Genomic DNA, 24328 nt, shown 5'->3' on the forward strand with positions numbered 1-24328 from the left:
GTGCCGTACCGCCGTGCCGGGCAGCCGGTTGAGGAGCCCCGGACCGGGTAGGCGAACTCCATGGCGTCCATCCACCAGGAGACCGAGCGCAGCTACGACGGCAAGCCCGGCCAGGCCCTGGACCCGGCCGGTCTGCCGCAGGTCACGGACCTCCGGACGGCCGGGGCGCAGACGCTTGAGGCCCTCTACTACGACACCGCGGACCTGAGGCTGCTGGCCCACGGCCGCACACTCCGCAGGCGCACCGGCGGGGACGACGCGGGGTGGCACCTGAAGGTGCCGGCCGGCGCCGGGGCCGAGGGCGAGCACCGGACGGAGTACCGCCTTCCGCCCGGCCCGGCCGGGGCCGGGCCGCCGCCCGAACTCCTCGCCCGTACCGCCGCGCTCGCCCGGGGCGGACGGCTGCTCCCCGTGATGCGCCTGCGGACGCACCGGGAGCGCGAACTGCTGCTCGGCGCCGACGGCCGCACCCTGGCCGAGCTGACCCGCGACGACGTGTCGGCCGAGCTGCCCGAGGGCGCTGCCCCGGCCTCCGGGCGCCAGGCCCTCCCCGGGCCCGTGGCATGGTCCGAGACCGAGGTGGAGCTGGCCGAGGGAGGCCCGGCCGAGCTCCTGGACGCCGTCGGGGCCCGCCTTGAGGACGCCGGTCTGGCACGGTCGGCAGCCGCCTCCAAGGTCGCCCGCGCCCTGGCCGCGCACGGCCGCGCCCCGGAACACCCCGCCCCGGAACACCTCGCCCCGGGACGCCCCGGGCACCGGTCCACCGGGCCCGGGCCGGCCGGGCCGCAGCCGGCCCCGCCCGCCGGCAGCGTCGGTGCGGCCCTGACCGCCTACCTGCGTGAGCAGGTCGCCGACCTGCTCACGCTCGACGGGCTCGTGCGGATCGACGAGCCCGATTCCGTGCACCGCATGCGGGTCTGCGCCCGCCGCCTCCGCAGCGCCCTCACCGCGCACCGGAGCCTGCTGGTCGGTGCGCGCACCGACCCGGTCGCCGAGGAACTGCGCCTGCTCGGACAGGTGCTGGGGCGGGCCAGGGACGCCGAGACGACGGGCGAGCGCCTGGTCGCGCAGGCGCAGTCCCTGCCGCTCGCGGCCCGGCCGGAGCAGACGGCGGCGGAGCTGCGCGACTGGTTCGGCCACCGCTACGCGCACGCCCACCGCGCCGCCGTCCACGTGATGGAGGGGCGCCGCTACTTCGCGCTGCTCGACGAACTGGAGGAGCTCGCCGAGCGGCCGCCGCTGCGGGCGAAGGCCTCGCGCGGCGGCCGGCGGGCCCGGCGGATCCTGCTGCGTGAGCGGCGCCGCACCGGCCGCCGTTTCGCCCGCGCCCTGAAGCTGCCCCCGGGCCCGGAGCGCGACGCCGCCCTGCACGGGGCGCGGAAGGCCGCCAAGCGCGCCCGCTACACCGCAGAGGTGCACCGCGCCTCGGCCGGCCGGCCGGCGAAGCGGCTCGGCAGGCGGGCGAAGCACGTCCAGCAGGCGCTGGGCCGCCGCCAGGACGCCAGGGTCACCGAGCAGTCGCTGCTGGAGCTGGTCGCCGAGGTGCGGGCCCGGGGCGGCGACACCTTCGGCTACGGCGTCCTCCACGGCCTGCAGCGCGCCGACGACGAGGCCGACGTCGCCGAGGCCGCGGACGCCTGGGCCGGGGGCTGACAGGGGCCCGTCGGACGGCGTGTTCCCGTTCGCGCGCCCCGGGCCCCGCTCAGCCGGTGGCGGCGAGCAGTTCGAGCGTGTCGATCACACGGTTCGAGAAGCCCCACTCGTTGTCGTACCAGGCGACGACCTTGATGTGGCGGCCGTCGACGCGGGTGAGGGCCGAGTCGAAGATCGACGAGGCCGGGTTGCCCGTGATGTCGGAGGAGACCAGCGGGTCCTCCGAGTACTCCAGCACGCCGGCGAGCGGGCCCTCCGCCGCGGTGCGGTACGCCGCCAGGACCTCCTCGCGGGTCACGTCGCGGGCCACGGTGGTGTTGAGCTCCACGATCGACCCCACCGGGACGGGCACCCGGATCGAGTCGCCCGACAGCTTGCCCTCCAGGTTCGGCAGGACGAGCCCGATCGCCTTGGCGGCGCCCGTCGTGGTCGGCACGATGTTCACGGCGGCGGCGCGGGCGCGACGGGGGTCGCGGTGCGGGCCGTCCTGAAGGTTCTGCTCCTGCGTGTAGGCGTGCACCGTGGTCATGAAGCCGTGCTCGATACCGGCGAGATCGTCGAGCACCGCGGCCAGCGGCGCGAGCGCGTTGGTGGTGCACGAGGCGTTCGAGACGATGGTGTGCAGGGCCGGGTCGTACGCGTCGGTGTTGACCCCGAACGCGAGCGTGACGTCGGCGCCGTCGGCCGGCGCGCTGACCAGGACCCGCTTCGCACCTGCGTCCAGGTGGGCACGGGCGGCCTTGGCCGAGGTGAAGCGGCCGGTCGCCTCCAGCACGATGTCGACGCCGAGTTCGGCCCACGGCAGCTGCGCCGGCTCGCGCTCGGCGAGTACGGTGATGCGCCGGCCGTCGACGACGAGGGTGTCCCCGTCGGCGGTCACCGGGCGGCCGAGCCGGCCCGCCGTGGTGTCGTAGGCGAGCAGCCGGGCGAGGGTCGCGGGCTCGGTGAGGTCGTTGACGGCGACGATCTCCAGGTTGCTGTCGCGCTCCAGCAGCGCGCGCAGCACGTTGCGCCCGATGCGGCCGAATCCGTTGATGGCGATGCGAGTCATGGGTGTTTCCTTCCGGTTTCGGGTTCGGAACAAGGTTCTCCCGGCGCCGCCACCGGTGACAGCATGGTGATCGCCACGGTTCGAAAGGATCGCGCCACGCCGTGCGGCGGGCTACTCGCCCTGGGCGAAGGTGCGCCGGTACTCGCTCGGCGTGGTGTCGAGGATGCGCTGGAAGTGCAGCCGCAGGTTCGCGCCGGTGCCGAGACCGACGTCGGCGGCGATCTGCTCGACACCGCGCTGCGAACGCTCCAGCAGCTCCCGGGCCACGTCGATGCGGGCGCGCATGACCCACTGCATCGGCGTGTGCCCGGTGTCCTCGACGAAGCGCCGCGAGAAGGTGCGCGGCGACACCCCCGCGTGCCGCGCGAGCGATTCCAGCGTCAGCGGCTCGCCGAGCCGCCGCAGCGCCCACTCGCGGGTGGCGGCGAACCGCTCGCCGAGCGGCTCGGGCACACTGCGCGGCACGTACTGGGCCTGACCGCCGCTGCGGTAGGGCGCTGCGACCAGGCGCCGGGCCGCGTGGTTGGACGCCGCCACGCCGAGATCACCGCGCAGGATGTGCAGGCACAGGTCGATCCCCGAGGCCGCTCCGGCCGACGTCAGCACGCTGCCCTCGTCCACGAACAGCACGTTCTCGTCGACCCGTACGAGGGGGCGCTTCGCCGCCAGTGCCCGCGTGTAGTGCCAGTGCGTGGTGGCGCGCCTGCCGTCGAGCAGGCCCGTGGCGGCGAGCGCGAACGCGCCCGTCGAGATGGCGGCGAGCCGCGCGCCCCGGTCGTGGGCGGCGATCAGCGCGTCGATGACGGCCTGCGGCGGTTCGGTGCGGTCCGGGAACCGGTAGCCGGGTACGAAGACGATGTCGGCCCACGCGAGCGCGTCCAGGCCGTGCGCGACGTAGTACGAGAGGCCGTCGCCGCCGGTCACGGGCCCGGGCGCCGCGCCGCACACCCGCACCTCGTACGGCATGCTCGCGCGCGTCGTGAACACCTGTGCGGGGATGCCCACATCGAGAGGCTTCGCGCCTTCGAGGACAAGGACGGCGACACGATGAAGAGGTGAGGCTGACACGAGGAAGACAGTACGCGGACGCGGGGTCGCGCACTCCCGCCCACCCCGGCCCGGGGTGCCCTGCCGGGGCGGCCCGCACCGCTCCGGCAGGGGAGTCGACGGTCGGTCAGACGGCGGCCGGGACACGCACGACAGCGGTCTCGCCCACCCGGTTGTGGCGTTCCTCCCAGGCCTCCAGCGCGCTGCGGCAGGCGTGGTCGAGGTGGCGCAGGCCGGTGAGGTCCAGGTGGACGATCCGGCCGGCGGGCAACTGCTCCAACGTGTCCAGGAGCCGGGGCAGGCGCAGGAAGGTGGCGCTGCCGGCCAGCGTCACCCCGACCGTGCCGTCCCCGGGCTCGTCGACGTCCACGTGCAGGTGCGAGGTGTCCCAGGCGCTCTTCAGCACGGCGAGCAGCAGGCCGAGCAGCACGCCCTCGAAGAGATTGGTCGCGACGACGGCGACCGCCGTGGCCACCAGGATCACGGCCTCCCCGCGGTGCGCCCGCCACAGCGGGACGAGCGCCTTGGCCGGTACCAGCTTGGCCCCGGCGTGCACCAGGACGCCGGCCAGTGCGGCGAGCGGGATGACCGAGAGGGCGGCGGGGAACAGCGCGGCGAACAGCAGCAGCCAGAGGCCGTGCAGCACGCGGGAGGCCTTGGTCCGCGCCCCGGCCTGGACGTTGGCCGCGCTGCGCACGATGACGGCGGTCATCGGGAGGGCGCCGAGCACGCCGCAGACGGTGTTGCCGACCCCCTGGGCGATCAGCTCCCGGTCGTACCGGGTGCGCGGGCCGTCGTGCAGGCGGTCCACCGCGGCGGCGCTGAACAGGCTCTCGGCGGAGGCGATCAGGGCGAACGCGAGCACGGTGCCGAGGACGCCGGCGTTGCCGAGCGCAGCCAGGTCCTCTCCGCCGGGGAGGTCGACGACCCCGGCCAGGCCGGCGACCTCGACCTTGCCGACGGAGAGGTCGAACAGCGCGGTGGCGGCGGTGGCCGCGGCGACGGCGACCAGCGGCGCGGGCACGATCCGGACCCGGGCGGGCAGTCCGGGCCAGAGCACCAGGACGGCTATGGTGCCGACGCCGATGGCGGCGGCGGTGAGTGCCTGCGACGAGGTGGCGGTGTCGGCGAGGAGGCCGGGCAGGCCCGTGAGCTTGTCGAGTCCGCTCCTGGGCGCTTTCGCGTCGGCCAGGGCGTAGAGCTGGCCGGAGATCAGCACGAGTCCGATTCCCGCCAGCATGCCCTGGACGACCGAGACCGAGATGGCGCGGAACAGCCGCCCGAGGCGCAGGGCGCCCATGGCGAGCTGGAGCAGCCCGGCGGCGGCGGTGATCACGCCGAGGGTGGCGATCCCGTACTCCTGGACGGCGGCGAACACCAGGACGGTGAGCCCTGCGGCGGGGCCGGACACCTGGAGGCTGCTGCCGGGCAGCAGCCCGGTGAGCAGTCCGCCGACGATGCCGGTGACCAGGCCGAGTTCGGCCGGGACGCCGGAGGCGACGGCCACGCCGACGCAGAGCGGCAGTGCGACCAGGAAGACGACGAGGGAGGCGGCCAGGTCGGCTCGCAGGTGGGCGGGCCGGAATCGGCCGGAGGGGCGGTGGGCGGCGGGCCGAAGGGCGGGACGACGAATCATCAGGTCCTCGGATAGATGGTGCGGACGGTGGGCAGGGGCCCCGTCACAGCGGGAGGAAGAGTCCGGAGTCGGCGCGGTGCGCGAGCACCAGCCCGGTGTGGACCTCGTAGAACCAGCCGTGGAGCCGGACCCGGTGGTCGAGCAGCCGCCGGGCGATGCCCGGGTAGCCGCGCAGCTGGTCCAGCTGCGCGAGGACATGCCGTTGCACCGGCCCGGCGACGGTCGGGTCGAAGACGTCCGTCCCGTCGGCCCGCAGAACGCCGCGGTCGGCGTTGCGCAGCCAGGAGCGGACGGCGGGCGTCACGCTGAGGTCGTCGCCGCGGACCACCGCGCCGACTGCCCCGCAGTGCGAGTGGCCGCACACCACGATGTCGCGCACGCCGAGGACGTCCACGGCGTACTCGATGGTGGCGGTCTCGCCGGCGGCGGTGTCCGTGCGGTACGGCGGGACGATGTTGCCCGCGGTGCGGAGTTCGAAGAGATCGCCGGGGTCTGCTCCGGTGATGAGGGCGGGCACCACCCGGGAGTCCGAGCAGGTGATGAAGAGCGCTTGCGGTGACTGGCCGGTGGCGAGGCCGTCGAGCTCGCGGCCGGCCAGGCCGGCGCGCTGCGGGAAGGCCCGGGCGCGGTCGATCAGCGGGTCCATGAGGGTGTGCCTCCTTCTGCCTCCTCGCCGTGGACGGCGGGGGCGGGCGGTCGGATCGGGCAGAGGGCCGTCGGCGCAGATCGGTGGGCCCTGAGGGCTGAGTCGGGCGCCGGGCACGGGTGACCCGCGCGCCGCTGACCGTCGGTGACCCCCCGGTGACCTGATGCTGCGTCAAGAGTCAGTAAAGCATGGGCATGCGGAAGGCAAAGCCTGTACCTGGGAGGAAATTGTGCTGGTCCGGTTAACATCCTGTTGCCGGCCCGCACTGGTGTGCCGACGGGGGTCGCCCGTGCGAGGGGATGGCCCTGTGGCCGCACATGGCGGATCGCTCCTCTCTTCATGCGGTGCTCGTGGATGCCCGGATGCGGTGACGCTCCGTGTTCGATCTGGTGCACTGCGTCCGTACAGGTGAACGCGCACCGGTGCCGGCCGATTCGTGTTCGATTTCTTGTTCGAATAGCTCTAGGGTGGACGGAGAGGTGGGGGCGCCGGAGATGAGTCAGGGGGTCGTGGAGCTGGGAGGCGACCACCGTTGTTCACGCATCTGCACGTCGCCTCCGGGTACTCGGTCCGCTACGGCGCCTCGATGCCGGACGGGCTGGCCGGGCGCGCGGCCGAGCTCGGCCTCACCGCCCTCGCCCTGACCGACCGCGACACCGTCGCCGGCGCCGTCCGCTTCGCCAAGGCCTGTGCGAAGGCCGGCATCCGGCCGGTCTTCGGCGCCGACCTCGCGGTCGCCCGCGTCCGCCCGGCCGCCCGCGAGGCGCAGCCGTCCGGCCGGCGCAGCCCCGCCCGGGGCGGGGCCTTCGTCGACGAGTCGGCGCCCCGGGTCACCCTGCTGGCCCGTGACGCGGCCGGCTGGGCCGGCCTCTGCGCGCTGATCACCGCCGCCTGGGCCGAGCGGGACCGGGCCGGCGGCGGCCAGCCCGTCGTCCCCTGGACGGCCCTGCGCGAGCACCCGCAGGGGCTGACCGTTCTCCTCGGGCCCGCGTCCGAGCCCGTCCGGGCCCTGGCCGACGGGCGCCCGGACCGCGCCACCGAACTCCTCGCACCGTGGCGGGAGGTCTTCGGCCCGCACCTGCGCCTGGAGGCCGTCCACCACCGCCGCACCGGCACCGGAGCGGGCTCGTTGCGGCTGGCCGCGCGCACCGTCGGCCTCGCCCGCGAACTGGACGTCCTCGCGGTGCTCACCAACGCCGTCCGCTACACCGACCGCGAGCAGGCACCGGTCGCCGACGTCCTGGACTCCGCCCGCCTGCTCATGCCGATCCAGCCCGGCCGCACCTGCAACGGCGAGCGCTCCCTGAAGGGCGCCGCCGAGATGGCGGAGCTCGCCGAGGAGGTCGTACGGGCGGCCGGCCAGGGCGAGGGCGCGGCGGCGCACCTGCTCGCGGCAACCGCCCGCACCGCCGGTGACTGCCGCCTCGACCCCGAGTCCGACCTCGGGATCGGGCGGGTGCACTTCCCCGAGGAGCACGTCATCGGCGCCGCCCCCGGCACCTCGGCGCGCACCCTGCGCGAGCGCTGCGAGGCGGCGATGGTCCGCCACGGCTACGACCGCTCCGCCACGATGCGCCGCAGGCTGGAGGAGGAACTGCGGGTCATCTCCACGCTGGGCTGGCCGACGTACTTCCTGACCGTCGCCCAGGTCGTCGACGACGTCAAGGAGATGGGCATCCGGGTGCAGGCCCGGGGCTCCGGCGCCGGCTCCCTGGTGGTGCACCTGCTCGGCGTCTCCTTCGCCAACCCGCTCGACCACGAGCTGGTCTTCGAGCGGTTCCTCAACCTCAGGAGGAATTCCCTCCCGGACATCGACATCGACGTGGAGTCCGCCCGCCGCCTCGACGTCTACCGCCGGATCATGCAGCGCTTCGGCACCGACCGGGTCTGCACCCTCTCCATGCCCGAGACCTACCGGGTCCGCTGGGCGATCCGCGACGCCGGCACCGCGCTGGGCCTGCCCCCCGACGAGGTCGGGCGCCTCGCCAAGGCCTTCCCCCACATCACCGCCCGCTCGGTGAGGACCGCGATGCGCGAACTGCCGGAACTGCGCCAGGTCGCCGGGCAGGCCCACCGCTACGGCCCCCTCTGGGACCTGGTGGAGGGCCTCGACGCGCTCCCGCGCGGCACCGCCATGCACCCCTGCGGCGTCATCCTCTCCGACGACACCCTGCTGCGCCGCACACCGGTCGTCCCCACCGCCACCGAGGGCTTCCCCGCCACCCAGTTCGACAAGGAGGACGTCGAGCGCGACGGCCTCGGCCTCCTCAAGCTCGACGTCCTCGGCGTCCGGATGCAGTCCTCGATGGCGTACGCGGTGCAGGAGATCGAACGCACCACCGGGCGGCGGATCGACCTCGACGACCGGGCCCACGTCCCGCTCACCGACCCGGCCGCCTACGAGCTGTTGTGCGAGGGCGAGAGCCTCGGGGTCTTCCAGTTGGAGTCCCCCGGCCAGAAGGACCTGCTCGGCCGCCTCCAGCCGTCCACGTTCGCCGACCTGGTCGCCGAGATCTCGCTGTTCCGCCCGGGCCCGGTGCAGGCCGACATGATCCGGCCCTTCCTCCTCGGCCGGCACGGCGAGAAGCCCGTCACCTACCCGCACCCCGACCTGGAGCCGTGGCTGCGCTCCTCCTACGGCGTGATCATCTTCAACGAGCAGGTCGCCGGAGTGTTCGCCACGATGACCCGCACCGACCTCGCGATGGGGGAGGAGGCCCGCCGGGCCCTGTCCAGGGCCGAGCGGATGCCCGCGCTGGAGGCCTGGTACCGCGAGCGCGCCGCAGCCGCCGGCTACCACCCGGACGTCGTCGACCAGGTCTGGAAGATGCTCAGGAACATGGGCGCCTACGGCTTCGCCCGCGCGCACGCCGTCGCCTTCGCCCTGCCCACCCTCCAGTCCGCCTGGCTGAAGGCGCACTACCCGGCGCCGTTCTACGCGGGCCTGCTGGAGCACGACCCCGGCATGTACCCCAAGCGGCTCGTCCTCGCCGACGCCCGCCGCCGCGGCGTGCCGATCCTGCCCGTCGACGTCCAGCACTCCGGCACCGACTACCGTACCGAACGGCTCCCCGACGGACGGCTCGGCCTGCGGATCTCGCTGGCCGACGTCCACGGCATCACCGACGACCAGGCCGCCCGGATCGCCGCCGGCCGCCCCTACACCGACGTCGCCGACTTCTGGGCCCGCGCCCGCCCCACCCAGCCGGTCGCCGACCGCCTGGTGCGCATCGGCGCCCTCGACGCCCTCGCCCCCGGCGCCCACCGCCGCGAACTCCTGCTGCAGGTCGACGAACTCCACCGGCAGCACCGCACCACCGCCATCCCCGACCAGCTCGTCCTCGCGGCGCCCGCACCGCCCGAGCCCGGGGCGAGCGGCCTGCCCGTGATGACGACGGCCGAGGAGACGCAGGCCGAACTGGAAGTCATCGGCATGGACGCCAGCCGCCACCTCATGCAGCCCTTCCACCCGCTGCTCGCCGAACTCGGCGTCACCCCCTCGCACCGGCTGAAGGACTGTCCGGCGGGGGAGGCGGTGCTGGTGGCCGGAGCGAAGGTCGCCATCCAGACCCCGCCGATGCGCTCCGGGCGCCGCACCATCTTCGTCTCCCTGGACGACGGATCCGAGGGCGGACAGGTCGACCTCACCTACTTCGACGACACCCACGAACAGGCCGCCCACAACCTCTTCCACCACTTCCTGCTGCTGGCCCGCGGCACGATCTCGCGCCGCGGCAGGTCCGTGACGGTCATCGGGGTCTGCGCGTGGAACTTGCAGGACGTCGCCGACGCCCACGCCGCCGGCGGCACCGCCGCGGTGCGCGCCCTGCTGGCCGCCGGCCCGCAGCCGCAGGCCGCCCACGACGAGCCGGACGCGACCGCCGGACGCCGCGCCCCCGGCCCGGGGGCCGGGCGGCTGTGGCACGCGAGCCAGGGGAGCGCCGGATGACCCGCGACCGGGCGATCCTCCACCTGCACTTCACCCGGCCCTCGTTCGAGGTGTACGCGCAGTTGTTCACCGCGCTCGCCGACGTCTCACCCGTCGCGCAGGCCCTGCCGCCGGAGGGCGCGCTGATGGACGTCACCGGCGCGCTCGGCTACTTCGACCGCACCCCGGCCGGCCTCGCCGACCTGCTGCAGACCCGGCTGCTCGCCCGCTACGGCCTCACCGTGGCGATCGGCGGCGGCCCCAACCGCATGCTCGCCACCATGGCCGCCGAGACCTGCGCCCCGGGCGAGGTCCGCATCCTCGACGCCGGCCCGGAGGCGACCGGCCGGTTCCTGCGCGGCCGCCCCGTCGAGGCGCTGCCGGGCGTCGGCCCGGTGCTCGCCCGCAGCCTGCGCCGGTACGGCATCGAGAGCGTCGGAGACCTCGCCGGCCTGCCGCTCGCCACCCTCCAGCGGATCGCGGGCGGCAGCACCGGCCGGCTCCTGCACCAGCGCGCCCAGGGCATCGACCCGCGCGGCGTCACGGTCGCCGGCCCGCCGACGAGCATCGCCGCCAGCCGCCGCTTCGACCGCGACGTCCTCGACCCCGACGAGGTCCGCCAGGCGCTCCTCGGGCTCGCCGTTGACCTCGGCGCCCGCCTGCGCACCGGCCACAAGACCGCCCGCACCGTGGAGCTGCAGATCACCTACGCCGACCGCAGCACCACCACCCGCTCCCGGACCCTGCGGGAGGCGACCGCCCACACCCCGCTCCTCCAGGAGACCCTGTACGCCCTGTTCGGGGCACTCGGCCTCCAGCGCGCCCGGATCCGCGCCGTCACCGCCCGCGTCAACGGCCTCGCCGCGGCCGAGCACGGCTTCGTCCAGCTCACCCTCGACACGGCCACCGAGAACAACCGGACGCTGGAGCCCGTCATCGACCGCGCCAACCACCGCTGGGGCACCGGCACCGTCCACCCCGCCGCCCTCACCAACCCGAAGCTCCGGGCCACCCGGCCGCCGTCACTCCCGGAAGCGGGTATCCGGCGGCTGGGCGGGTAGGTGCCGAGTGGCGGCTGCGAACCGGCGGGGCCTCTCATCACCGTCCCGGGCCTCTGCACAGACGGTCCGGGACAGTCGGACCGTGCCGTGACGCCTTGACGCAGGTGCGGACGGCCAGCGCCGCCACGACCCTGCCGACCAGGTCCGCCTTCTCCGCCTTCTCGGCCTCCCAGGCCTTCGCGCCCTCAGCGCCTCGGCCGTCACTCCGGGCGATTGGCCGGGCGGATCCGGGGCAGCCGTTCCGGCGGACAGCTGCTGCGGCACGGAGAGGCACGTGATGACGGACGGGCGGGAACAGGCGGTACGGGCCGGGGCGGAGCCTCAACAGCCGGGACGCCGTGATCTGGACGCGGCCCTGCGCAGGGCCGCTCTGGAGCTGCGGGGCCGGGCCGTGGACGTGGTCTGCGGACTGCGCCCGCGCACCGTCCTGGCACTGGGCGCGCTGGGCCTCGGGCTGACGGCGGCCGGGCTCCGGACTTCGGCGGCCGCCGTGTTCTGGGCATTCACCGGCTGCTGGGCCCTGCTGTCCGCAGCGGCCTTCGCCGTGATCCGCGGCTGCGCCGACGACGACCGGAGCAGCCGGTGAGCGCCACAACCGGTGAGCCGGATCGCAGGGTCACCGCAGCGAACCGTCGCCTGGGGTCGCGGCCCGCCGGCCCGCCCTTGCGGCGGCCTGTCCGGGCGATCGCCCCGGAACGGGGACGGCGACGCCCCGCGTGGCGCCGGGCCCGGCGGCAGACGACGAATGGTAGGCAGAAGGCATGACGCTCTCCCACCCCGCCGAGCGCAGTGACGGCGCGCGCGGCCGCTTCGAGCGGCTGGCCGAAGCCGCCTCCAATCTCACCAGCTCACCGGCGTTCTCCGTGTTCTGCGTCCTGTTGGTGGCGGCGTTCGTCGCGGCTCACGCGGCCGGTCTCTCGACGGAGTGGCAGATCCTCGTGGGCGACACCATGACCGCGGTCACGCTGCTCCTCCTGGCGCTGCTCAAGAACGCCGAGCGCCGTGCGGAGCACGCCCTCCAACGCAAACTCGACGCGATCGCCGGAGCCCTCCTCGAACAGCACGAGGGCCACGGGGGCGAAGCCCAGGAAGCGCTCCGGAAGGCGATCCGCCTGGAGGAAAGGCTCTGACACACCCGCGCCTGCATCCGCGCCCGGGCCGCGCTCCGTTCCGCCCTGAGCCGCCCGCCGGCTGAGCCGCGACGCCTGACTCCCCGCAGTCCTGCCGCGCCTGCCCGACGGAGAAGGCGGAACAGCCTGGTCCAGGCAGGGGCGCAGGGTATCGTCTCCGACCGGCACGAGATGTGACGGCTCGTCGTCGGCAGTCACCGCGCGGCGGCGACAGCCCGTGGCCTTCGCGGCGGCCCGGGCACCGGCGTCGTACGAGCCCCCACTCCACCGGGAGAGACGAGGGAGCTGCGATGCGCGTGGCACTGTTCATCACCTGCGTCAACGACGCCGTCCATCCGGGTACCGGCCGGGCCGTCGTGGCGTTGCTGGAGCGCCTGGGTGTGGAGGTGGACTTCCCGGCGGGGCAGACGTGTTGCGGGCAGCCCCAGTTCAACACCGGGTACCGGCGGGAGACGGAGCCGTTGGTCCGCCGGATGGGGCGGGCGTTCGCCGGCTACGACTACGTCGTGACGCCGTCGGGCTCGTGTGCGGCGATGGTCCGCGACAACTATCCGCGGATCGGCGCGAAGGCGGCGGCGGAGGGCCGAGGTGGTGAACTCGGCGACGTGGCGGCCTCGCTGGTCCCGCGCGTGTACGAGCTGACGGAGTTCCTGGTGGACGTGCTGGGCGTGGTGGATGTCGGCGCGTACTTCCCGCACACCGTCACCTACCACCCGTCCTGCCACGGCCTGCGGATGCTGGGGTTGGGGGACCGGCCGCGCCGCCTGCTGGAGGCGGTGAAGGGCCTGGAGTTGCGGGAGCTGCCGGGGGCGGAGGAGTGCTGCGGCTTCGGCGGCACCTTCGCGGTGAAGAACCCCGACGTCTCCGCCGCGATGGGCGCCGACAAGGTCCGCCATGCGGTCGCCACCGGCGCCGAAGTGCTCTGCGGCGCCGACAACTCCTGCCTCCTGCACATCGACGGCACGCTGCGCCGCCAGGGGGCTGCGATGCGGGCGGTGCATCTGGCCGAGATCCTGGCCTCGACTGAGACGGAGACCCTCGTATGAGCGGCACCTACCTGGGCATGCCGGCCTTCCCGAAGGCCGCGAAAACCTCCACCCAGAACACGCAGCTGCGCGCCAACCTCACCCGCGCCACCCGCACCATCCGCGACAAACGCGCCACCGCCGTCACCGAACTCGACGACTGGGCCCAACTGCGGTCAGCCGGCAAGGACATCAAGGACCGCACGCTGCGCCATCTCGACCGCTACCTGCTGCAGGCGGAGGAGGCGGTGACGGCGGCCGGGGGAGTGGTGCACTGGGCGGCGGACGCGGCGGAGGCGAACCGGATCGTCGCCGACCTCGTGCACGCGAAGGGCGAGCGGGAGGTGGTCAAGGTCAAGTCGATGGCCACGCAGGAGATCGGCCTGAACGAGGCGCTGGCCGCCGAGGGCATCACCGCCTACGAGACCGACCTGGCCGAGCTGATCGTGCAGCTCGGCGACGACCTGCCCTCGCACATCCTCGTGCCCGCGATCCACAAGAACCGCAGCGAGATCCGGGACATCTTCGCCGGGGCGATGGGCCGCTGGGGCCGCCCGGCCCCCGAGGGGCTGACGGACCGCCCGGCCGACCTGGCGGAGGCCGCCCGCCTGCACCTGCGGGAGAAGTTCCTGCGCGCGAAGGTCGCCGTCTCCGGCGCGAACTTCCTGGTCGCGGAGACCGGCACCCTGGTCGTCGTCGAGTCGGAGGGCAACGGCCGGATGTGCCTGACCCTGCCGGAGACGCTGATCTCGGTGGTCGGGATCGAGAAGGTCGTCCCGACCTGGCGCGACCTGGAGGTGTTCCTCCAGCTCCTGCCGCGCTCCTCCACCGCCGAGCGGATGAACCCCTACACCTCCACCTGGACGGGAACCACCGACGGCGACGGTCCGCAGGAGTTCCACCTCGTCCTGCTCGACAACGGCCGCACCGACACCCTCGCCGACGAGGTCGGCCGCCAGGCCCTGCGCTGCATCCGCTGCTCGGCGTGCCTGAACGTCTGCCCGGTCTACGAGCGGGCCGGCGGCCACGCCTACGGCTCCCCGTACCCGGGCCCGATCGGCGCCATCCTCACCCCCCAACTGCGCGGCCTGCAGAGCGAGGTGGACGCCTCGCTGCCGTTCGCCTCCACCCTGTGCGGGGCCTGCTACGAGGTGTGCCCGGTCGCCATCGACATCCCCGAAGTCCTCGTCCACCTGCGCGAACAGGTCGTCGAATCCGGAGGGCACCGCGTCGAGCGGGCCGCGATGAAGGCGGCGACCTGGCTGCTGGACCACCCCGCCGCGCTCACCGCAGCCGAACGCCTGGCGGCGAAGAGCCGTGCCCTGCACCCCAGGCGACTGCCGATCGGCCCCGCCAAGGCCTGGACCGACACCCGCGACCTGCCCGAGATGCCCGCCGAACCCTTCCGCGACTGGTGGGCGAAGAACCGCGACCGCAAGGACGGCCCCCGATGAGCACCTCCCGCGACACCGTCCTCGCCCGCATCCGCCACGCCCTCACCGACATCCCCACCGACGAGCAACCCGCCGACCACCCCGTCCGACGCGACTACCTCCACACCCACACCCCCGACGACCCCCAGGCCCTCCTGGACCTCCTCGCCGAGAACCTCACCGACTACCGCGCCCTCGTCCACCGCACCACCCCCGACGCCCTGCCCGCCCTCCTCGCCCGTCTGCTCACCGACCGAGGCACCCGCACCCTCGTCGTCCCCGCCGGCCTCCCGCAGGACTGGCTCACCGAGACCACCGCCGGTCAACTGCCCGACGACGGCACCCTGACCGCCCGCCGACTCGACGACACCGACAGCGTGATCACCGGCTGCGCCCTCGCCATCGCCGAGACCGGCACCCTCGTCCTCGACGCCGGCCCGGGCCAGGGCCGGCGCCTGCTCACCCTCGTCCCCGACCACCACATCTGCGTCGTGCTGGCCGGCCAGGTGGTCGCCTCCGTCCCGCAGGCGCTCCCGCTGCTCGACCCGGCCCGCCCGCAGACCTGGATCTCCGGCCCCTCCGCCACCAGCGACATCGAACTCGACCGCGTGGAGGGAGTCCACGGACCTCGCACCCTGGAGGTCGTGATCGTCCAGTAGGCAGGACGGACCACGCGCCCGGGTAGCGCCGGCCCCCGCAGACGTCGGCGAAGCGCGATCGTAGCCAGGACGCACGGGTCGCGGGCCGGGTACGGGGTAGACGGTCGATCGGCCGGCGCGCGCCGGAGGGGAGCGTCCGAAGGAGGACCGGCGTGGCCGGATCGACTGGCGGGAACGGGGAGCCCGTGGAGCCGTCCTGGCCGGACCTGGAGGGCTGGCTGTGGGCCCCCGGCCCCGGCCCCGGCCGTGCCGCGCGGCACGGGGACGGGCTCGCAGTGGTGGAGCTGGTCGGGGGCCCGCTGGACGGCGCTTTCGTGGAGGCCTCGCTGCTGACCGCTGACGAGCGCGCGCAGGGTCTGGCCCTGTCGTGCGCGGGGTGCCGGTATCCCGGCGGACGATCCCTGTACGACCCCGTCCGCGGCCGGCCCGAGGTGCTGCGCTGGATCGGCGACATCCCCTGACGAGGGGCGGGTGCCACTGCCGCTCGGCCACCAGGACGGTGGCACCGCCCCTATCCGCGCGAGCTCCTCCTCTCCGCCAAGACCCGGGCTGCCCACCACGCGGCCAGTCGTTCGGCAGGCGGCGACGGTGACTTCGGACGGTCGGCCGTCGGCGGAGCGCCCGCAGGTGGTGCAGCCGTCGGTGGTGCAGCGGGGCTGCTCCACGCGTGCGCCTGCATGATCAGGCGCTGGAGGGGGCAGGAGCGATCGCTTCGTCGGGGCATGAACCCCCTCTACCCCCATTTCGCGACGGGAGCCGCATCCTGCGGGTTCGCCCGTCCGCAGGCCGGGATCGGTGGCCGGGGTCGGTGGCCGGGATCGGTCGGGGTGAGTGCCGGGGTCAGCGGTCGGAGTCGACGTGCTTGTGCTCGGCGCGGTGCAGGAGCAGTTGGGGCAGCAGGACCCAGGTGGTGGCGAACCAGGCCAGTACGGATCCGCTGAGAATCCAGGCGAGGGTGGGGTTGCCGGTCGCCGTGCGCAGGAGCAGCAGGAGCGCGGCGCCGATGGTCAGTGCGAGGAGCGCGAGGCCGGTGCTGATCAGTGTGGCGGCGGTGCGGTTGAGCTGCGGTTTGAGGTTGTGGCCGGCGAGATAGCGGCGGAAGGCCACCGGTGCGATGAGGGCGCCGGTGGCGCAGGCACCCAGGACGACGGTGACCGTGTAGAGGGTCTTGTCGAAGCTCTGCAGCGTGGCGAAACGGGGGGTGAAGGCGACGCTGAGGAGGAAACCGAAGAGGATCTGTGCGCCGGTCTGGGTGACGCGGACCTCCTGCAGGGTCTCGTTCCACAGCCGGTCCGCCCGTTCCTGAACGGTTTCGTCCCGTCCCGGGCCGCCGGCGTTGTCCGGCGGGTCGGCCGGGCGGGAACTGCCGTTCATCTCTGGCCTTTCGGGGTGCGGGGGCGGGACTCACCGGCGGGTGCCCGGTGACTGGTCCGCCGGCGGGGCGCCTGCCCCGCCGGGCCGGGAAGATTCCTACGAATATGCAGACCGGGGCGGGGCAGCCGCTTCTCCGACACTCACTGCGGAGGTTTCGATGGTTCCCCTTCTTCTGGTCCTGCTCCTTGCGCTGCTCCTGTTCGGTGCGGGTTTCGCACTCAAGATCCTCTGGTGGGTCGCGATCATCGTGCTGGTGGTCTGGCTGGTGGGCTTCGTGGCCCGCGGTACGCACTCCTCGGGCAGCCGCAACCGCTGGTACCGCTGGTAGTACGCGGCCGGCGGATCCCGGTCCCGGGGCGGGGCGCACGCGAACAGCGTGCGCCCCGCGTCCGCTACTCCGGGGTGCGGCCGGCACCGGCCCGCACCGGGCGCCGCGTGCCGGCCGGGTTGCCGGCCGGGTTTCCGACGGCGCGGTGGCGGCGGTGCGCAGGCGGTTTCAGCAGGCGGTCCTCCAGGCGGCCGAGTGCCAGTACGGCGATCAGGCAGCCGACGGGCAGGAGCAGCGCGATGAGGATCCCTGTCGGGCCGCCCATCAGGCTGCCGTCCGTGCGGTGTCGCGCAGGGTTGTTCCGAGGTCGGCCATCTGCCCTCCGGGGCAAGGGTGTTCTTCCTGGCGTTCCGGGCCCGCTCCGCCTGCCCCGAGAAATCGTTCGCATGCCCGGCTCACGCCGTCGCGCACTCCCGACCCCGACTCCCGACTGCCGTCGTCGTCCGTCGCCGTCCGTCGCCGTCCGCCCGGGAGCCGGCCCGGCCGCCGCCGGCGGGGCAGCGCGCCGCCGGGGCTCACGGCCCGCCGAGCCGCCCGAGCAGGGAGCGGGTGCCGACCGGCAGGTCTCGCACCCGCACGCCGGTCGCGTGGTGCACCGCGTTGGTGACCGCCGCGGCCGTGCCGACGATGCCGATCTCGCCGATGCCCTTCGAGCCCATCGGGCTGACGTGCCGGTCCTCCTCCTCGATCCAGTACGCCTGCACGTCCGGTACGTCGGCGTTCACCGCGACGTGGTACGAGGCGAGGTCCCGCTCCGCGTGGTCGCCGAACCGGGCGTCCATCGTGGACTCCTCCAGCAGCGCCATGGACGCGCCCATCACCATGCCGCCGACCAGCTGCGACCGGGCCGTGCGCGGGTTCAGGATCCGCCCGGCCGCGAACACGCCGAGCAGCCGCCGCAGCCGTACCTCGCCGGTGTCCCGGTCGACCTGCACCTCCGCGAACTGCGCGCCGAACGCGTGCCGCGCGTACTCCGAGCCCCGCCCGACGAGCTCCTGGGTGTCGGCGCTCGCCGACAGGCCCTCCGCGGGCACCGGGCCACCGTCCGCGAGGCGCCGCGCCAGCCCGGACGCCGCCGCGTGGACCGCCCACCCCCAGGACGAAGTACCGCTGGAGCCGCCCGCCACGCCGCCGCGCGGCAGGTCGCTGCGCCCGATCTCCGCCCGGACGCGGTCCACGGGCACGGCCAGCACCTCGGCGGCGATGACCGCGAGCACCGTCCGGGCGCCCGTCCCGATGTCGGTGGCGTTGACCCGCACCACGAAGGTGCCGTCGGCCTCCGCCCGCACCTCGGCTGCGGCCGGGCCGATCAGGACGGGGTAGGTGGACGCCGCCACGCCCGTACCGACCAGCAGCCGGCCCTCGGCGTGCCCCGTCGGGCCGCGCCGCTCCCAGCCGAAGCGGCGGGCCCCCTCCCGCAGGCACTCCGTCAGGTGCCGGCTGGAGAAGGGCCGGCCGCTGTCGGGTTCGGTGTCGGGCTCGTTGCGCAGCCGCAGCTCCACCGGGTCGACACCGCAGGCCACCGCCAGTTCGTCCATCGCGGATTCCAGCGCGAACATGCCCGGAGCCTCGCCCGGGGCCCGCATCCAGGACGGCGTCGGCACGTCCTGGCGCACCACCCGGTGGGTGGTCCGCGACGCGGGGGAGCGGTACATCACCCGGGCCGGCACCGCGGCCTGTTCCACGAACTCCCTGAGCGTCGAGGACCGGGTCAGGATCTCCTGGGCCAGCCCCTCGATCCGCCCGTCCCGGCGCGCCGCCAGCCGTACCCGCTGCACGGTCGGCGCGCGGTGGCCCACCACGGCGGCGAGCTGTGCGCGCGGCAGGGCGAGCCGCACCGGCCGGCCCACCGCCCGGGCCGCCATCGCGGCCAGCACCACGTGCGGCCGGGGCGTGCCCTTGCAGCCGAAACCGCCGCCGACGTGCTCGCTCACCGCCAGCACCTGCCCGGTCTCCAGCCCGAACAGCGCGGCCAGCGTCCGCCGCACCTCCCCGGTGCCCTGGCTGGAGTCGTACACGGTCAGCCGTCCGTCCTCCCACCAGGCGGTCGCGGCGTGCGGCTCCATGGGGTGGTTGTGCAGCGGCGGGATCCGGTAGGTCGCGTCGATCCGCACCTCGGCGGCGTCCCAGGCGGCGTCCAGGTCGCCCCGGACCCGGTCGGCCGGGTGCCCGCCGTTGGCCTGCTCGGGGGCGTAGATGCCGGGGTGGTCCTCGACCAGCACGACGTCGTGGGGCTCCGCCGCGTACGTCACCCGCACCTCGGCGGCCGCCTGTTCGGCCGCCTCCAGGGTCTCGGCGACGGCCAGTGCCACGTACTGCCCGCGGTGCGCGACGCGGGCCGACTGCAGGACCGCCAGCGTGGGGTCGTCGGCCTTCGCGAGGCGCGGGGCGTCCAGGTGGGTGAGCACCGCCAGCACGTGACGGCCGGCGAGGGCCGCCGAGGTGTCGATCGCGGTGACCGAGCCCCGCGCCACGGTGGCGGGCACCGGGCTGGCGTACAGGCAGCCGGGCGGGCGCCGGTCGTCGGCGTAGCGGGCCGTGCCGGTGACCTTCTCCCGGCCCTCCAGACGTTCGTGGCCGTTCATCGGTCCGCTCCCTTCGCGGCGAGGTCGCACAGCAGGCGCACGGCCAGGCCGCGGGCCAGCGGCACCTTGTACGCGTTGTCGCGCAGCGGCCGGGCGTCGGCGAGCTCCGCCTCCAGCGCGGCCGTGAACGACGCCTCGTCCGCAGGCCCGCCGACGAGCCGCTGTTCGGCCGTCCAGGCGCGCCACGGCTTCGGTGCGACCCCGCCGAGGGCGAGCCTCACGTGCGCCACCCGGCCGGCCCGCACCGCGAGGACGCCCGCGGCCGAGGCGAGCGCGAAGGCGTACGAGGCACGGTCTCGGACCTTCCGGTAGGCGCACCGCGCGCCGGGCGCCGGAGGCGGGAGGGTGACGGCGGCGATCAGCTCGCCGGGCAGCAGCCGGTGCTCCTCGTGCGGCCGGTCGCCGGGCAGCCGGTACAGGTCGGTGACCGGCAGGGTACGGGCGCCGTCGGGGCCGAGCAGCTCCACGACGGCGTCGAGCGCCGCGAGCGCGACCGCGAGGTCCGAGGGGTGGGTGGTGACGCAGTGCTCGGAGGCACCCAGCACCGCGAGGTCGCGGTGCACGCCCTCGCGGGCGGGGCAGCCGGTGCCGGGGCTGCGCCGGTTGCACGGCTTGGCGGTGTCCTGGAAGTACAGGCAGCGGGTGCGCTGCAACAGGTTGCCGCCGGTCGTCGCCCGGTTGCGAAGCTGCCCGGACGCGCCGGCGAGCAGCGCCTGCGACAGCACCGGGTACGCCGCGCGCACCCGTGGGTCGGCCGCCAGGTCGGCGTTGGGCACCAGGGCGCCGATCCGCAGGCCGCCGTCCTCGGTGGGCGTGACGCCGCCGAGCGGCAGCCGGCCCAGGTCGACGAGCAGCCGGGGCCGCTCGACGCCCAGTTTCATCAGGTCGACCAGGTTGGTGCCGCCGGCCAGGTAGCGGGCTTCGGGCGCGCCGGCGAGCAGCTGCACGGCCTCCGCCGGGTCGGTGGGCCGCAGGTAGGCGAACTCCCTCATCCGGCCGTCTCCAGGATGGCCCGCACGATGTGCGGGTAGGCGCCGCACCGGCAGATGTTGCCACTCATCCGCTCCCGTACCGCGGACTCCTCCAGGACCTCGCCGTCGGCCCGCGCCTCGGCGAGCAGCCCCACGGCGGAGCAGAGCTGCCCGGGGGTGCAGAACCCGCACTGGAAGGCGTCGTGGTCGAGGAACGCCTGCTGCACCGGGTGCAGGCCGCCGGCGGTCGCGAGGCCCTCGACCGTGGTCACCGCCGAGCCGTCCGCCGTGACGGCGAGCACCAGGCAGCTGTTCACGCGCCGGCCGTCCAGGAGCACCGTGCACGCTCCGCACTGCCCGTGGTTGCAGCCCTTCTTGGCGCCGGTCAGCCCCAGCTCCTCGCGCAGCACGTCCAGCAGGGTGCACCGGTTGTCGAGCCGGAGGTCGTGGCGTTCGCCGTTCACCTCCAGGGTGACACCGGTCTCGGTGGTGGTGATCACGCGCGCCCCTTCGTCGCCGGTTCGGGCCGCGGACCGCCACCCGGGGCACCCGTCCCACCCCGCCCCCGCCCGCACACCTCTGCGGGCCGCCGACCACCGGTTCGCCCTAACGGCGTCCACGGCGTCCACGGCGCCTGCGGTGCCGACCGGGCGGACCGGATCGGTGGCCGGCCGAGCTGCCGACCCGCCGCCGCCGGGGTTCAGTCAGCGTCATCCCCGGCAGCGGCCCCGGCTTCCCCGGCCGGGGCCGTGGACCACTTGAGTTCGATCTCCAGCTCGATCTGCCCGTCCCCGACCTCCACCTCGACCTCGCTGCGCAGCTCGTCGGGGATGTGCAGGGTCAGCTTGCCGGGGCCGAGTTCGAGTTCGGCGCGGCCACCGTGTCTCAGCGCGGCCGCGAGTGCCGCGAGCTGATCGGCGGCCTCAAGGCGGGTCAACGTACGCTTCTGCTCGAATTCGAGGTCCTTCACGGATGTCTCCGATCCGGTGGGAACCGGTAGAAAATGGTGGGTATCGCCCATTGTGCTGCCGTGCGACGCGGGAGGCATCCTCCCGGCCGGGGCCCGCGGTCCGGTCCGTGCACGGCCGGGGGCCGGAGGGGGCCGCACGGGCTCCGGGACGGACGGGCTAGCGTGCTGTGTTGACGACCCCGGACACCGACAGCCCAGGAGGGCCCATGGCAGAGCAACCGGTACGCAGGCCCCGCAAGCCGCACACCGCGCACGTCGTCCGCACGGAGCGGCTGACCCCGCACATGCAGCGGGTGGTCCTCGGCGGGGAGGGGCTCGCCGCGTTCACGGCGGGCACCTCGACCGACCACTACGTGAAGCTGCTGTTCCCGGCCGAGGGCGTGAGCTACCCGGAGCCCTTCGACCTGGAGCAGATCCGCGAGGAGTTCCCGCGCGCGCAGTGGCCGGTGACCCGGACGTACACGGTGCGCAGCTGGGACGCCGTCCTGCGCGAACTGGCACTCGACTTCGTGGTCCACGGCGACGAAGGCCTCGCCGGCCCGTGGGCCGTGCGCGCCCGGCCCGGTGACGTCGTCCGGTTCAACGGCCCCGGTGGCGGCTACGCGCCCGACACCGGCGCCGACTGGCACCTGCTGGCCGGCGACGAGAGCGCCCTGCCCGCGATCGCGGCGGCCCTGGAGTCGCTGCCGTCCGGCGCCGAGGTGCGCGCGTTCATCGAGGTCACCGGCCCCGAGGAGGAGCAGAAGTTCAGCTCCGACGTGGACGTCGTGTGGCTGCACCGCGGCGGGCGGCCGGTCGGCGAGCTGCTGGTCGAGGCCGTGCGCGGGCTGGAGTTCCCGCCGGGCCGGGTGCACGCCTTCGTCCACGGCGAGGCGGGTTTCGTCAAGGAGCTGCGCGCGCTGCTGCGGGTGGAGCGCCAGATCCCGCGCGAGGACCTGTCGATCTCCGGCTACTGGCGGCTCGGCCACAACGAGGACGGCTGGCAGGCCTCCAAGCGGGAGTGGAACGCCGAGGTCGAGGCGGAGCAGGAGAACACCACCGCCTGACGGCCACCGGACGGGCCACGAGCCCGGGGCACCCCTGCGGGGCAGTCGGACGAGCGCCGGCCCGGACCGCCCCCAGCGGTCCGGGCCGGCCCGGTTCCTGCTCGTGTCCGCGCTGCCGGGCCCCCTCAGCCCCGGTGGCGCCCGGGGCCGGCGGGCCGGCCGTCGGCGGCGGCTACGGCGTCACCACGGCGCCGCCGAAGGTCACGACGAGGTGGCCGTCCGCAGCGAACGACCACTTCAGGGCGCCGGTGTACGAGGAGCACCGGGACCCGTTCGTCCCGGCCCAGAACTGGTTCGAGCTGTCCGCGTCACCGACGGTCTTGTCGTTCGACCCGCTGCCGCTGCGGCACGACGTGTTGTTCCGGTAGACCGACGTGCCCTTGTCGAACGAGAAGTTGCGTTCGGCGTTGTCGATGCTGACGTTGTTCGACACCGTCATCGTGCCGGGGTTGCTGTTGTAGGTGAACCCGTGGTGGCCGTTGTTGTAGGCGATGCTGCGCCGGACGACGTGGTTGACCGGGATGTCCTCGCCGCCGAGCTTGTAGCCGTTGCGGTCGCCGTTGGCGTTCACGGTGCCGTTGCTGAGGGTGCCGTTGTTGTAGGAGAGGGAGTCCTCGATGGTGACCGGGCCGATCGGACCGGTGTCGGTCTTGGTGTAGAGGTCCCAGCCGTCGTCGATGTTGTTGTGCGAGACCGTGTAGCGGAAGACGTTCCCGGTGCCGACGGTGAGCTTCGCGGCGAAGCCGTCGGCGTTCTCGCCGGTGGCGTCGGCGTTGTCGTGCGACTCCGAGCTCAGGACGAGGTTGTTGGCCGGCCACTGGCTGCTGGGGGTGCTGGAGGAGACCCGCGAGATCTGCAGCCCCGAGTCGCGGTTGAACCGCGTCACCGTGCGCTCGATGACGTTGTTGCTGCCGCTGACGAAGATCCCGTTGTCGCCGGCGCGCTCGACGACGATGCCGTTGATGCGCCAGTACGACCCGTTCAGGGCGAGTCCGCGGTTGGCCGGGTCCTCGGCCTGCGCCGCGAAGTTGAGCACCGGGGTCTCGCCGGGGTAGGCGGACAGCGTGGTGCGGGCGCTGGACGTGCCGTTCTTGCCGTCCGGGATGGTGACCGTCTGCGCGTAGGAGTACGTCCCGCCGCGCAGGTAGATCGTCCCGCCGGGGGTGACGCGGCTGATCGCCGAGGTGAGCGTGGTCGGGGCGGACTGCGTTCCGGCCGCGCCGTCGCTGCCGCCCGGCGCCACGTACAGTGCGCTGCCGGTGGGCGGCGGCGTGGTGGTGTCCGCCACCTCGACGTCGAGGTAGTCGATGTTGGGCAGGCCGGCGGCGGTGGTCGGGGTGAACCGGACGGTGTTGCTGCCCGCGTTCACCGGCACCGTGAGCGTCTTCGTCACCCACGTCGCCCAGGCGCCGGTGCTCTCGAACGACACCGCCGAGGCCGCCGATCCGTTCACGGTGAGGGTTGCGGGCCGCGCGGTGGTGGTGCCGTTGCCGAAGCGGACCTTCAGCGTCGCGGTGCCCGCGGCCGGGGCGTTCACGGTGAACTGCACGACGCCGCCGACCGCGTTGGTGCCGTTGCAGAACCCGCTGCCGGAGTAGCCGGCCCAGTCGGAGTCGACCGTCCCGGCGCAGGTGGCCGGGGAGCTCTCGGCCTCGTAGCGGGTGGTGGTCGCGGCCTGCGCCGTGCCGGACATCGTGACGAGTGCGCCGGCCACGAGGACTGCGGACGCGATGACTGCCCTGAGTTGCATCGATCTTCTCCAGATGGGTGGGTTCGTCCGACCGG

General features: G+C 74.3%; 22 protein-coding genes. 11 read left to right on the forward strand and 11 right to left on the reverse strand.

Annotated features, from left to right (window positions below):
* Positions 1-60 precede the first annotated feature (60 nt).
* A complete protein-coding gene (locus ACFUK0_RS06045; RefSeq protein ID WP_380246842.1) occupies positions 61-1653 on the forward strand; it encodes a CHAD domain-containing protein in 1593 nt (530 codons plus the stop codon).
* Between the two features lie 49 nt (positions 1654-1702).
* Here the strand turns inward: ACFUK0_RS06045 and gap are convergent, their stop codons facing one another.
* The 4 genes from gap to ACFUK0_RS06065 all read right to left on the reverse strand — a co-directional run bounded on the left by gap (position 1703) and on the right by ACFUK0_RS06065 (position 6033).
* A complete protein-coding gene (gene gap / locus ACFUK0_RS06050) occupies positions 1703-2704 on the reverse strand; it encodes a type I glyceraldehyde-3-phosphate dehydrogenase (protein WP_380246843.1) in 1002 nt (333 codons plus the stop codon).
* A gap of 111 nt (positions 2705-2815) precedes the next feature.
* Positions 2816-3772 carry a GlxA family transcriptional regulator gene (locus tag ACFUK0_RS06055; RefSeq protein WP_380246844.1) on the reverse strand — a complete coding sequence of 319 codons (957 nt, stop codon included), beginning with the start codon at positions 3770-3772 and terminating at the stop codon, positions 2816-2818.
* A 106-nt stretch (positions 3773-3878) separates the two neighbouring features.
* Positions 3879-5387, reverse strand: a complete 1509-nt coding sequence (locus ACFUK0_RS06060) for a SulP family inorganic anion transporter (RefSeq protein ID WP_380246845.1) — start codon at positions 5385-5387, stop codon at positions 3879-3881.
* A gap of 43 nt (positions 5388-5430) precedes the next feature.
* Positions 5431-6033, reverse strand: a complete 603-nt coding sequence (locus ACFUK0_RS06065) for a carbonic anhydrase (RefSeq protein ID WP_380246846.1) — start codon at positions 6031-6033, stop codon at positions 5431-5433.
* Positions 6034-6565: 532 nt separating this feature from the next.
* On the opposite strand from ACFUK0_RS06065, the gene ACFUK0_RS06070 reads away from it, so the two are divergent.
* The 8 genes from ACFUK0_RS06070 (at position 6566) to ACFUK0_RS06105 (ending at position 15730) form a co-directional block, all read left to right on the forward strand.
* Positions 6566-9982 carry a DNA polymerase III subunit alpha gene (locus ACFUK0_RS06070; RefSeq protein ID WP_380246847.1) on the forward strand — a complete coding sequence of 1139 codons (3417 nt, stop codon included), beginning with the start codon at positions 6566-6568 and terminating at the stop codon, positions 9980-9982.
* Positions 9979-11022, forward strand: a complete 1044-nt coding sequence (locus ACFUK0_RS06075) for a hypothetical protein (protein ID WP_380246848.1) — start codon at positions 9979-9981, stop codon at positions 11020-11022. Before ACFUK0_RS06070 ends, ACFUK0_RS06075 begins: the two co-directional genes overlap by 4 nt.
* Before the next feature lie 277 nt (positions 11023-11299).
* Complete coding sequence (locus ACFUK0_RS06080) at positions 11300-11608, forward strand: hypothetical protein (RefSeq protein ID WP_380246849.1); 309 nt, start codon at positions 11300-11302, stop codon at positions 11606-11608.
* Positions 11609-11783: 175 nt separating this feature from the next.
* Positions 11784-12152 carry a low affinity iron permease family protein gene (locus ACFUK0_RS06085; protein WP_380246850.1) on the forward strand — a complete coding sequence of 123 codons (369 nt, stop codon included), beginning with the start codon at positions 11784-11786 and terminating at the stop codon, positions 12150-12152.
* A 290-nt stretch (positions 12153-12442) separates the two neighbouring features.
* Entirely contained in the window at positions 12443-13198 is a 756-nt protein-coding gene (locus ACFUK0_RS06090) for a (Fe-S)-binding protein (RefSeq protein WP_380246851.1), read from the forward strand.
* On the forward strand, positions 13195-14631 hold the full coding sequence (locus tag ACFUK0_RS06095) for a LutB/LldF family L-lactate oxidation iron-sulfur protein (protein ID WP_380246852.1): 1437 nt from the start codon (positions 13195-13197) through the stop codon (positions 14629-14631). Before ACFUK0_RS06090 ends, ACFUK0_RS06095 begins: the two co-directional genes overlap by 4 nt.
* Positions 14628-15269 (forward strand): lactate utilization protein C, encoded by a 642-nt coding sequence (locus ACFUK0_RS06100; protein ID WP_380246853.1) that lies wholly within the window; start codon positions 14628-14630, stop codon positions 15267-15269. The genes ACFUK0_RS06095 and ACFUK0_RS06100 overlap by 4 nt, the downstream gene beginning before the upstream one ends.
* Before the next feature lie 152 nt (positions 15270-15421).
* On the forward strand, positions 15422-15730 hold the full coding sequence (locus tag ACFUK0_RS06105) for a hypothetical protein (RefSeq protein WP_380246854.1): 309 nt from the start codon (positions 15422-15424) through the stop codon (positions 15728-15730).
* Between the two features lie 379 nt (positions 15731-16109).
* Here ACFUK0_RS06105 and ACFUK0_RS06110 read toward each other — a convergent pair whose 3' ends face one another.
* On the reverse strand, positions 16110-16643 hold the full coding sequence (locus ACFUK0_RS06110) for a DUF6328 family protein (RefSeq protein WP_380246855.1): 534 nt from the start codon (positions 16641-16643) through the stop codon (positions 16110-16112).
* A gap of 157 nt (positions 16644-16800) precedes the next feature.
* Here ACFUK0_RS06110 and ACFUK0_RS06115 point away from each other — a divergent pair, with 157 nt between their 5' ends.
* Positions 16801-16971, forward strand: coding sequence for a hydrophobic protein (locus ACFUK0_RS06115; protein WP_380246856.1), 171 nt, complete (start codon positions 16801-16803; stop codon positions 16969-16971).
* A gap of 64 nt (positions 16972-17035) precedes the next feature.
* Here the strand turns inward: ACFUK0_RS06115 and ACFUK0_RS06120 are convergent, their stop codons facing one another.
* The 5 genes from ACFUK0_RS06120 to ACFUK0_RS06140 form a co-directional block, all read right to left on the reverse strand.
* Positions 17036-17236, reverse strand: coding sequence for a hypothetical protein (locus ACFUK0_RS06120; protein ID WP_380246857.1), 201 nt, complete (start codon positions 17234-17236; stop codon positions 17036-17038).
* A gap of 250 nt (positions 17237-17486) precedes the next feature.
* Positions 17487-19556 (reverse strand): xanthine dehydrogenase family protein molybdopterin-binding subunit, encoded by a 2070-nt coding sequence (locus tag ACFUK0_RS06125; protein ID WP_380246858.1) that lies wholly within the window; start codon positions 19554-19556, stop codon positions 17487-17489.
* Positions 19553-20548: an FAD binding domain-containing protein gene (locus ACFUK0_RS06130; protein WP_380246860.1), complete on the reverse strand. Its 996-nt coding sequence runs from the start codon at positions 20546-20548 to the stop codon at positions 19553-19555. Before ACFUK0_RS06130 ends, ACFUK0_RS06125 begins: the two co-directional genes overlap by 4 nt.
* Positions 20545-21027: a (2Fe-2S)-binding protein gene (locus ACFUK0_RS06135; protein ID WP_380246861.1), complete on the reverse strand. Its 483-nt coding sequence runs from the start codon at positions 21025-21027 to the stop codon at positions 20545-20547. The genes ACFUK0_RS06130 and ACFUK0_RS06135 overlap by 4 nt, the downstream gene beginning before the upstream one ends.
* Before the next feature lie 200 nt (positions 21028-21227).
* Positions 21228-21497, reverse strand: coding sequence for an amphi-Trp domain-containing protein (locus ACFUK0_RS06140; RefSeq protein ID WP_380246862.1), 270 nt, complete (start codon positions 21495-21497; stop codon positions 21228-21230).
* A gap of 206 nt (positions 21498-21703) precedes the next feature.
* Between ACFUK0_RS06140 and ACFUK0_RS06145 the strand changes: the two genes are divergently transcribed.
* Positions 21704-22543 carry a siderophore-interacting protein gene (locus ACFUK0_RS06145; RefSeq protein ID WP_380246863.1) on the forward strand — a complete coding sequence of 280 codons (840 nt, stop codon included), beginning with the start codon at positions 21704-21706 and terminating at the stop codon, positions 22541-22543.
* A gap of 172 nt (positions 22544-22715) precedes the next feature.
* Here ACFUK0_RS06145 and ACFUK0_RS06150 read toward each other — a convergent pair whose 3' ends face one another.
* Positions 22716-24293: a carbohydrate-binding protein gene (locus ACFUK0_RS06150; protein ID WP_380246864.1), complete on the reverse strand. Its 1578-nt coding sequence runs from the start codon at positions 24291-24293 to the stop codon at positions 22716-22718.
* Between the last annotated feature and the right edge of the window lie 35 nt (positions 24294-24328).

Source organism: Kitasatospora sp. NPDC057223 (genome assembly GCF_042669755.1).
GTDB lineage: Bacteria > Actinomycetota > Actinomycetes > Streptomycetales > Streptomycetaceae > Kitasatospora.

Coding starts and splice junctions, on each gene's coding strand:
- ACFUK0_RS06045 (WP_380246842.1), top strand. CDS start 61: ATGGCGTCCATCCACCAGGAGACCGAGCGCAGCTACGACGGCAAGCCC.
- gap (WP_380246843.1), bottom strand. CDS start 2,704: ATGACTCGCATCGCCATCAACGGATTCGGCCGCATCGGGCGCAACGTG.
- ACFUK0_RS06060 (WP_380246845.1), bottom strand. CDS start 5,387: ATGATTCGTCGTCCCGCCCTTCGGCCCGCCGCCCACCGCCCCTCCGGC.
- ACFUK0_RS06065 (WP_380246846.1), bottom strand. CDS start 6,033: ATGGACCCGCTGATCGACCGCGCCCGGGCCTTCCCGCAGCGCGCCGGC.
- ACFUK0_RS06075 (WP_380246848.1), top strand. CDS start 9,979: ATGACCCGCGACCGGGCGATCCTCCACCTGCACTTCACCCGGCCCTCG.
- ACFUK0_RS06080 (WP_380246849.1), top strand. CDS start 11,300: ATGACGGACGGGCGGGAACAGGCGGTACGGGCCGGGGCGGAGCCTCAA.
- ACFUK0_RS06085 (WP_380246850.1), top strand. CDS start 11,784: ATGACGCTCTCCCACCCCGCCGAGCGCAGTGACGGCGCGCGCGGCCGC.
- ACFUK0_RS06090 (WP_380246851.1), top strand. CDS start 12,443: ATGCGCGTGGCACTGTTCATCACCTGCGTCAACGACGCCGTCCATCCG.
- ACFUK0_RS06095 (WP_380246852.1), top strand. CDS start 13,195: ATGAGCGGCACCTACCTGGGCATGCCGGCCTTCCCGAAGGCCGCGAAA.
- ACFUK0_RS06100 (WP_380246853.1), top strand. CDS start 14,628: ATGAGCACCTCCCGCGACACCGTCCTCGCCCGCATCCGCCACGCCCTC.
- ACFUK0_RS06110 (WP_380246855.1), bottom strand. CDS start 16,643: ATGAACGGCAGTTCCCGCCCGGCCGACCCGCCGGACAACGCCGGCGGC.
- ACFUK0_RS06115 (WP_380246856.1), top strand. CDS start 16,801: ATGGTTCCCCTTCTTCTGGTCCTGCTCCTTGCGCTGCTCCTGTTCGGT.
- ACFUK0_RS06120 (WP_380246857.1), bottom strand. CDS start 17,236: ATGGGCGGCCCGACAGGGATCCTCATCGCGCTGCTCCTGCCCGTCGGC.
- ACFUK0_RS06125 (WP_380246858.1), bottom strand. CDS start 19,556: ATGAACGGCCACGAACGTCTGGAGGGCCGGGAGAAGGTCACCGGCACG.
- ACFUK0_RS06130 (WP_380246860.1), bottom strand. CDS start 20,548: ATGAGGGAGTTCGCCTACCTGCGGCCCACCGACCCGGCGGAGGCCGTG.
- ACFUK0_RS06145 (WP_380246863.1), top strand. CDS start 21,704: ATGGCAGAGCAACCGGTACGCAGGCCCCGCAAGCCGCACACCGCGCAC.
- ACFUK0_RS06150 (WP_380246864.1), bottom strand. CDS start 24,293: ATGCAACTCAGGGCAGTCATCGCGTCCGCAGTCCTCGTGGCCGGCGCA.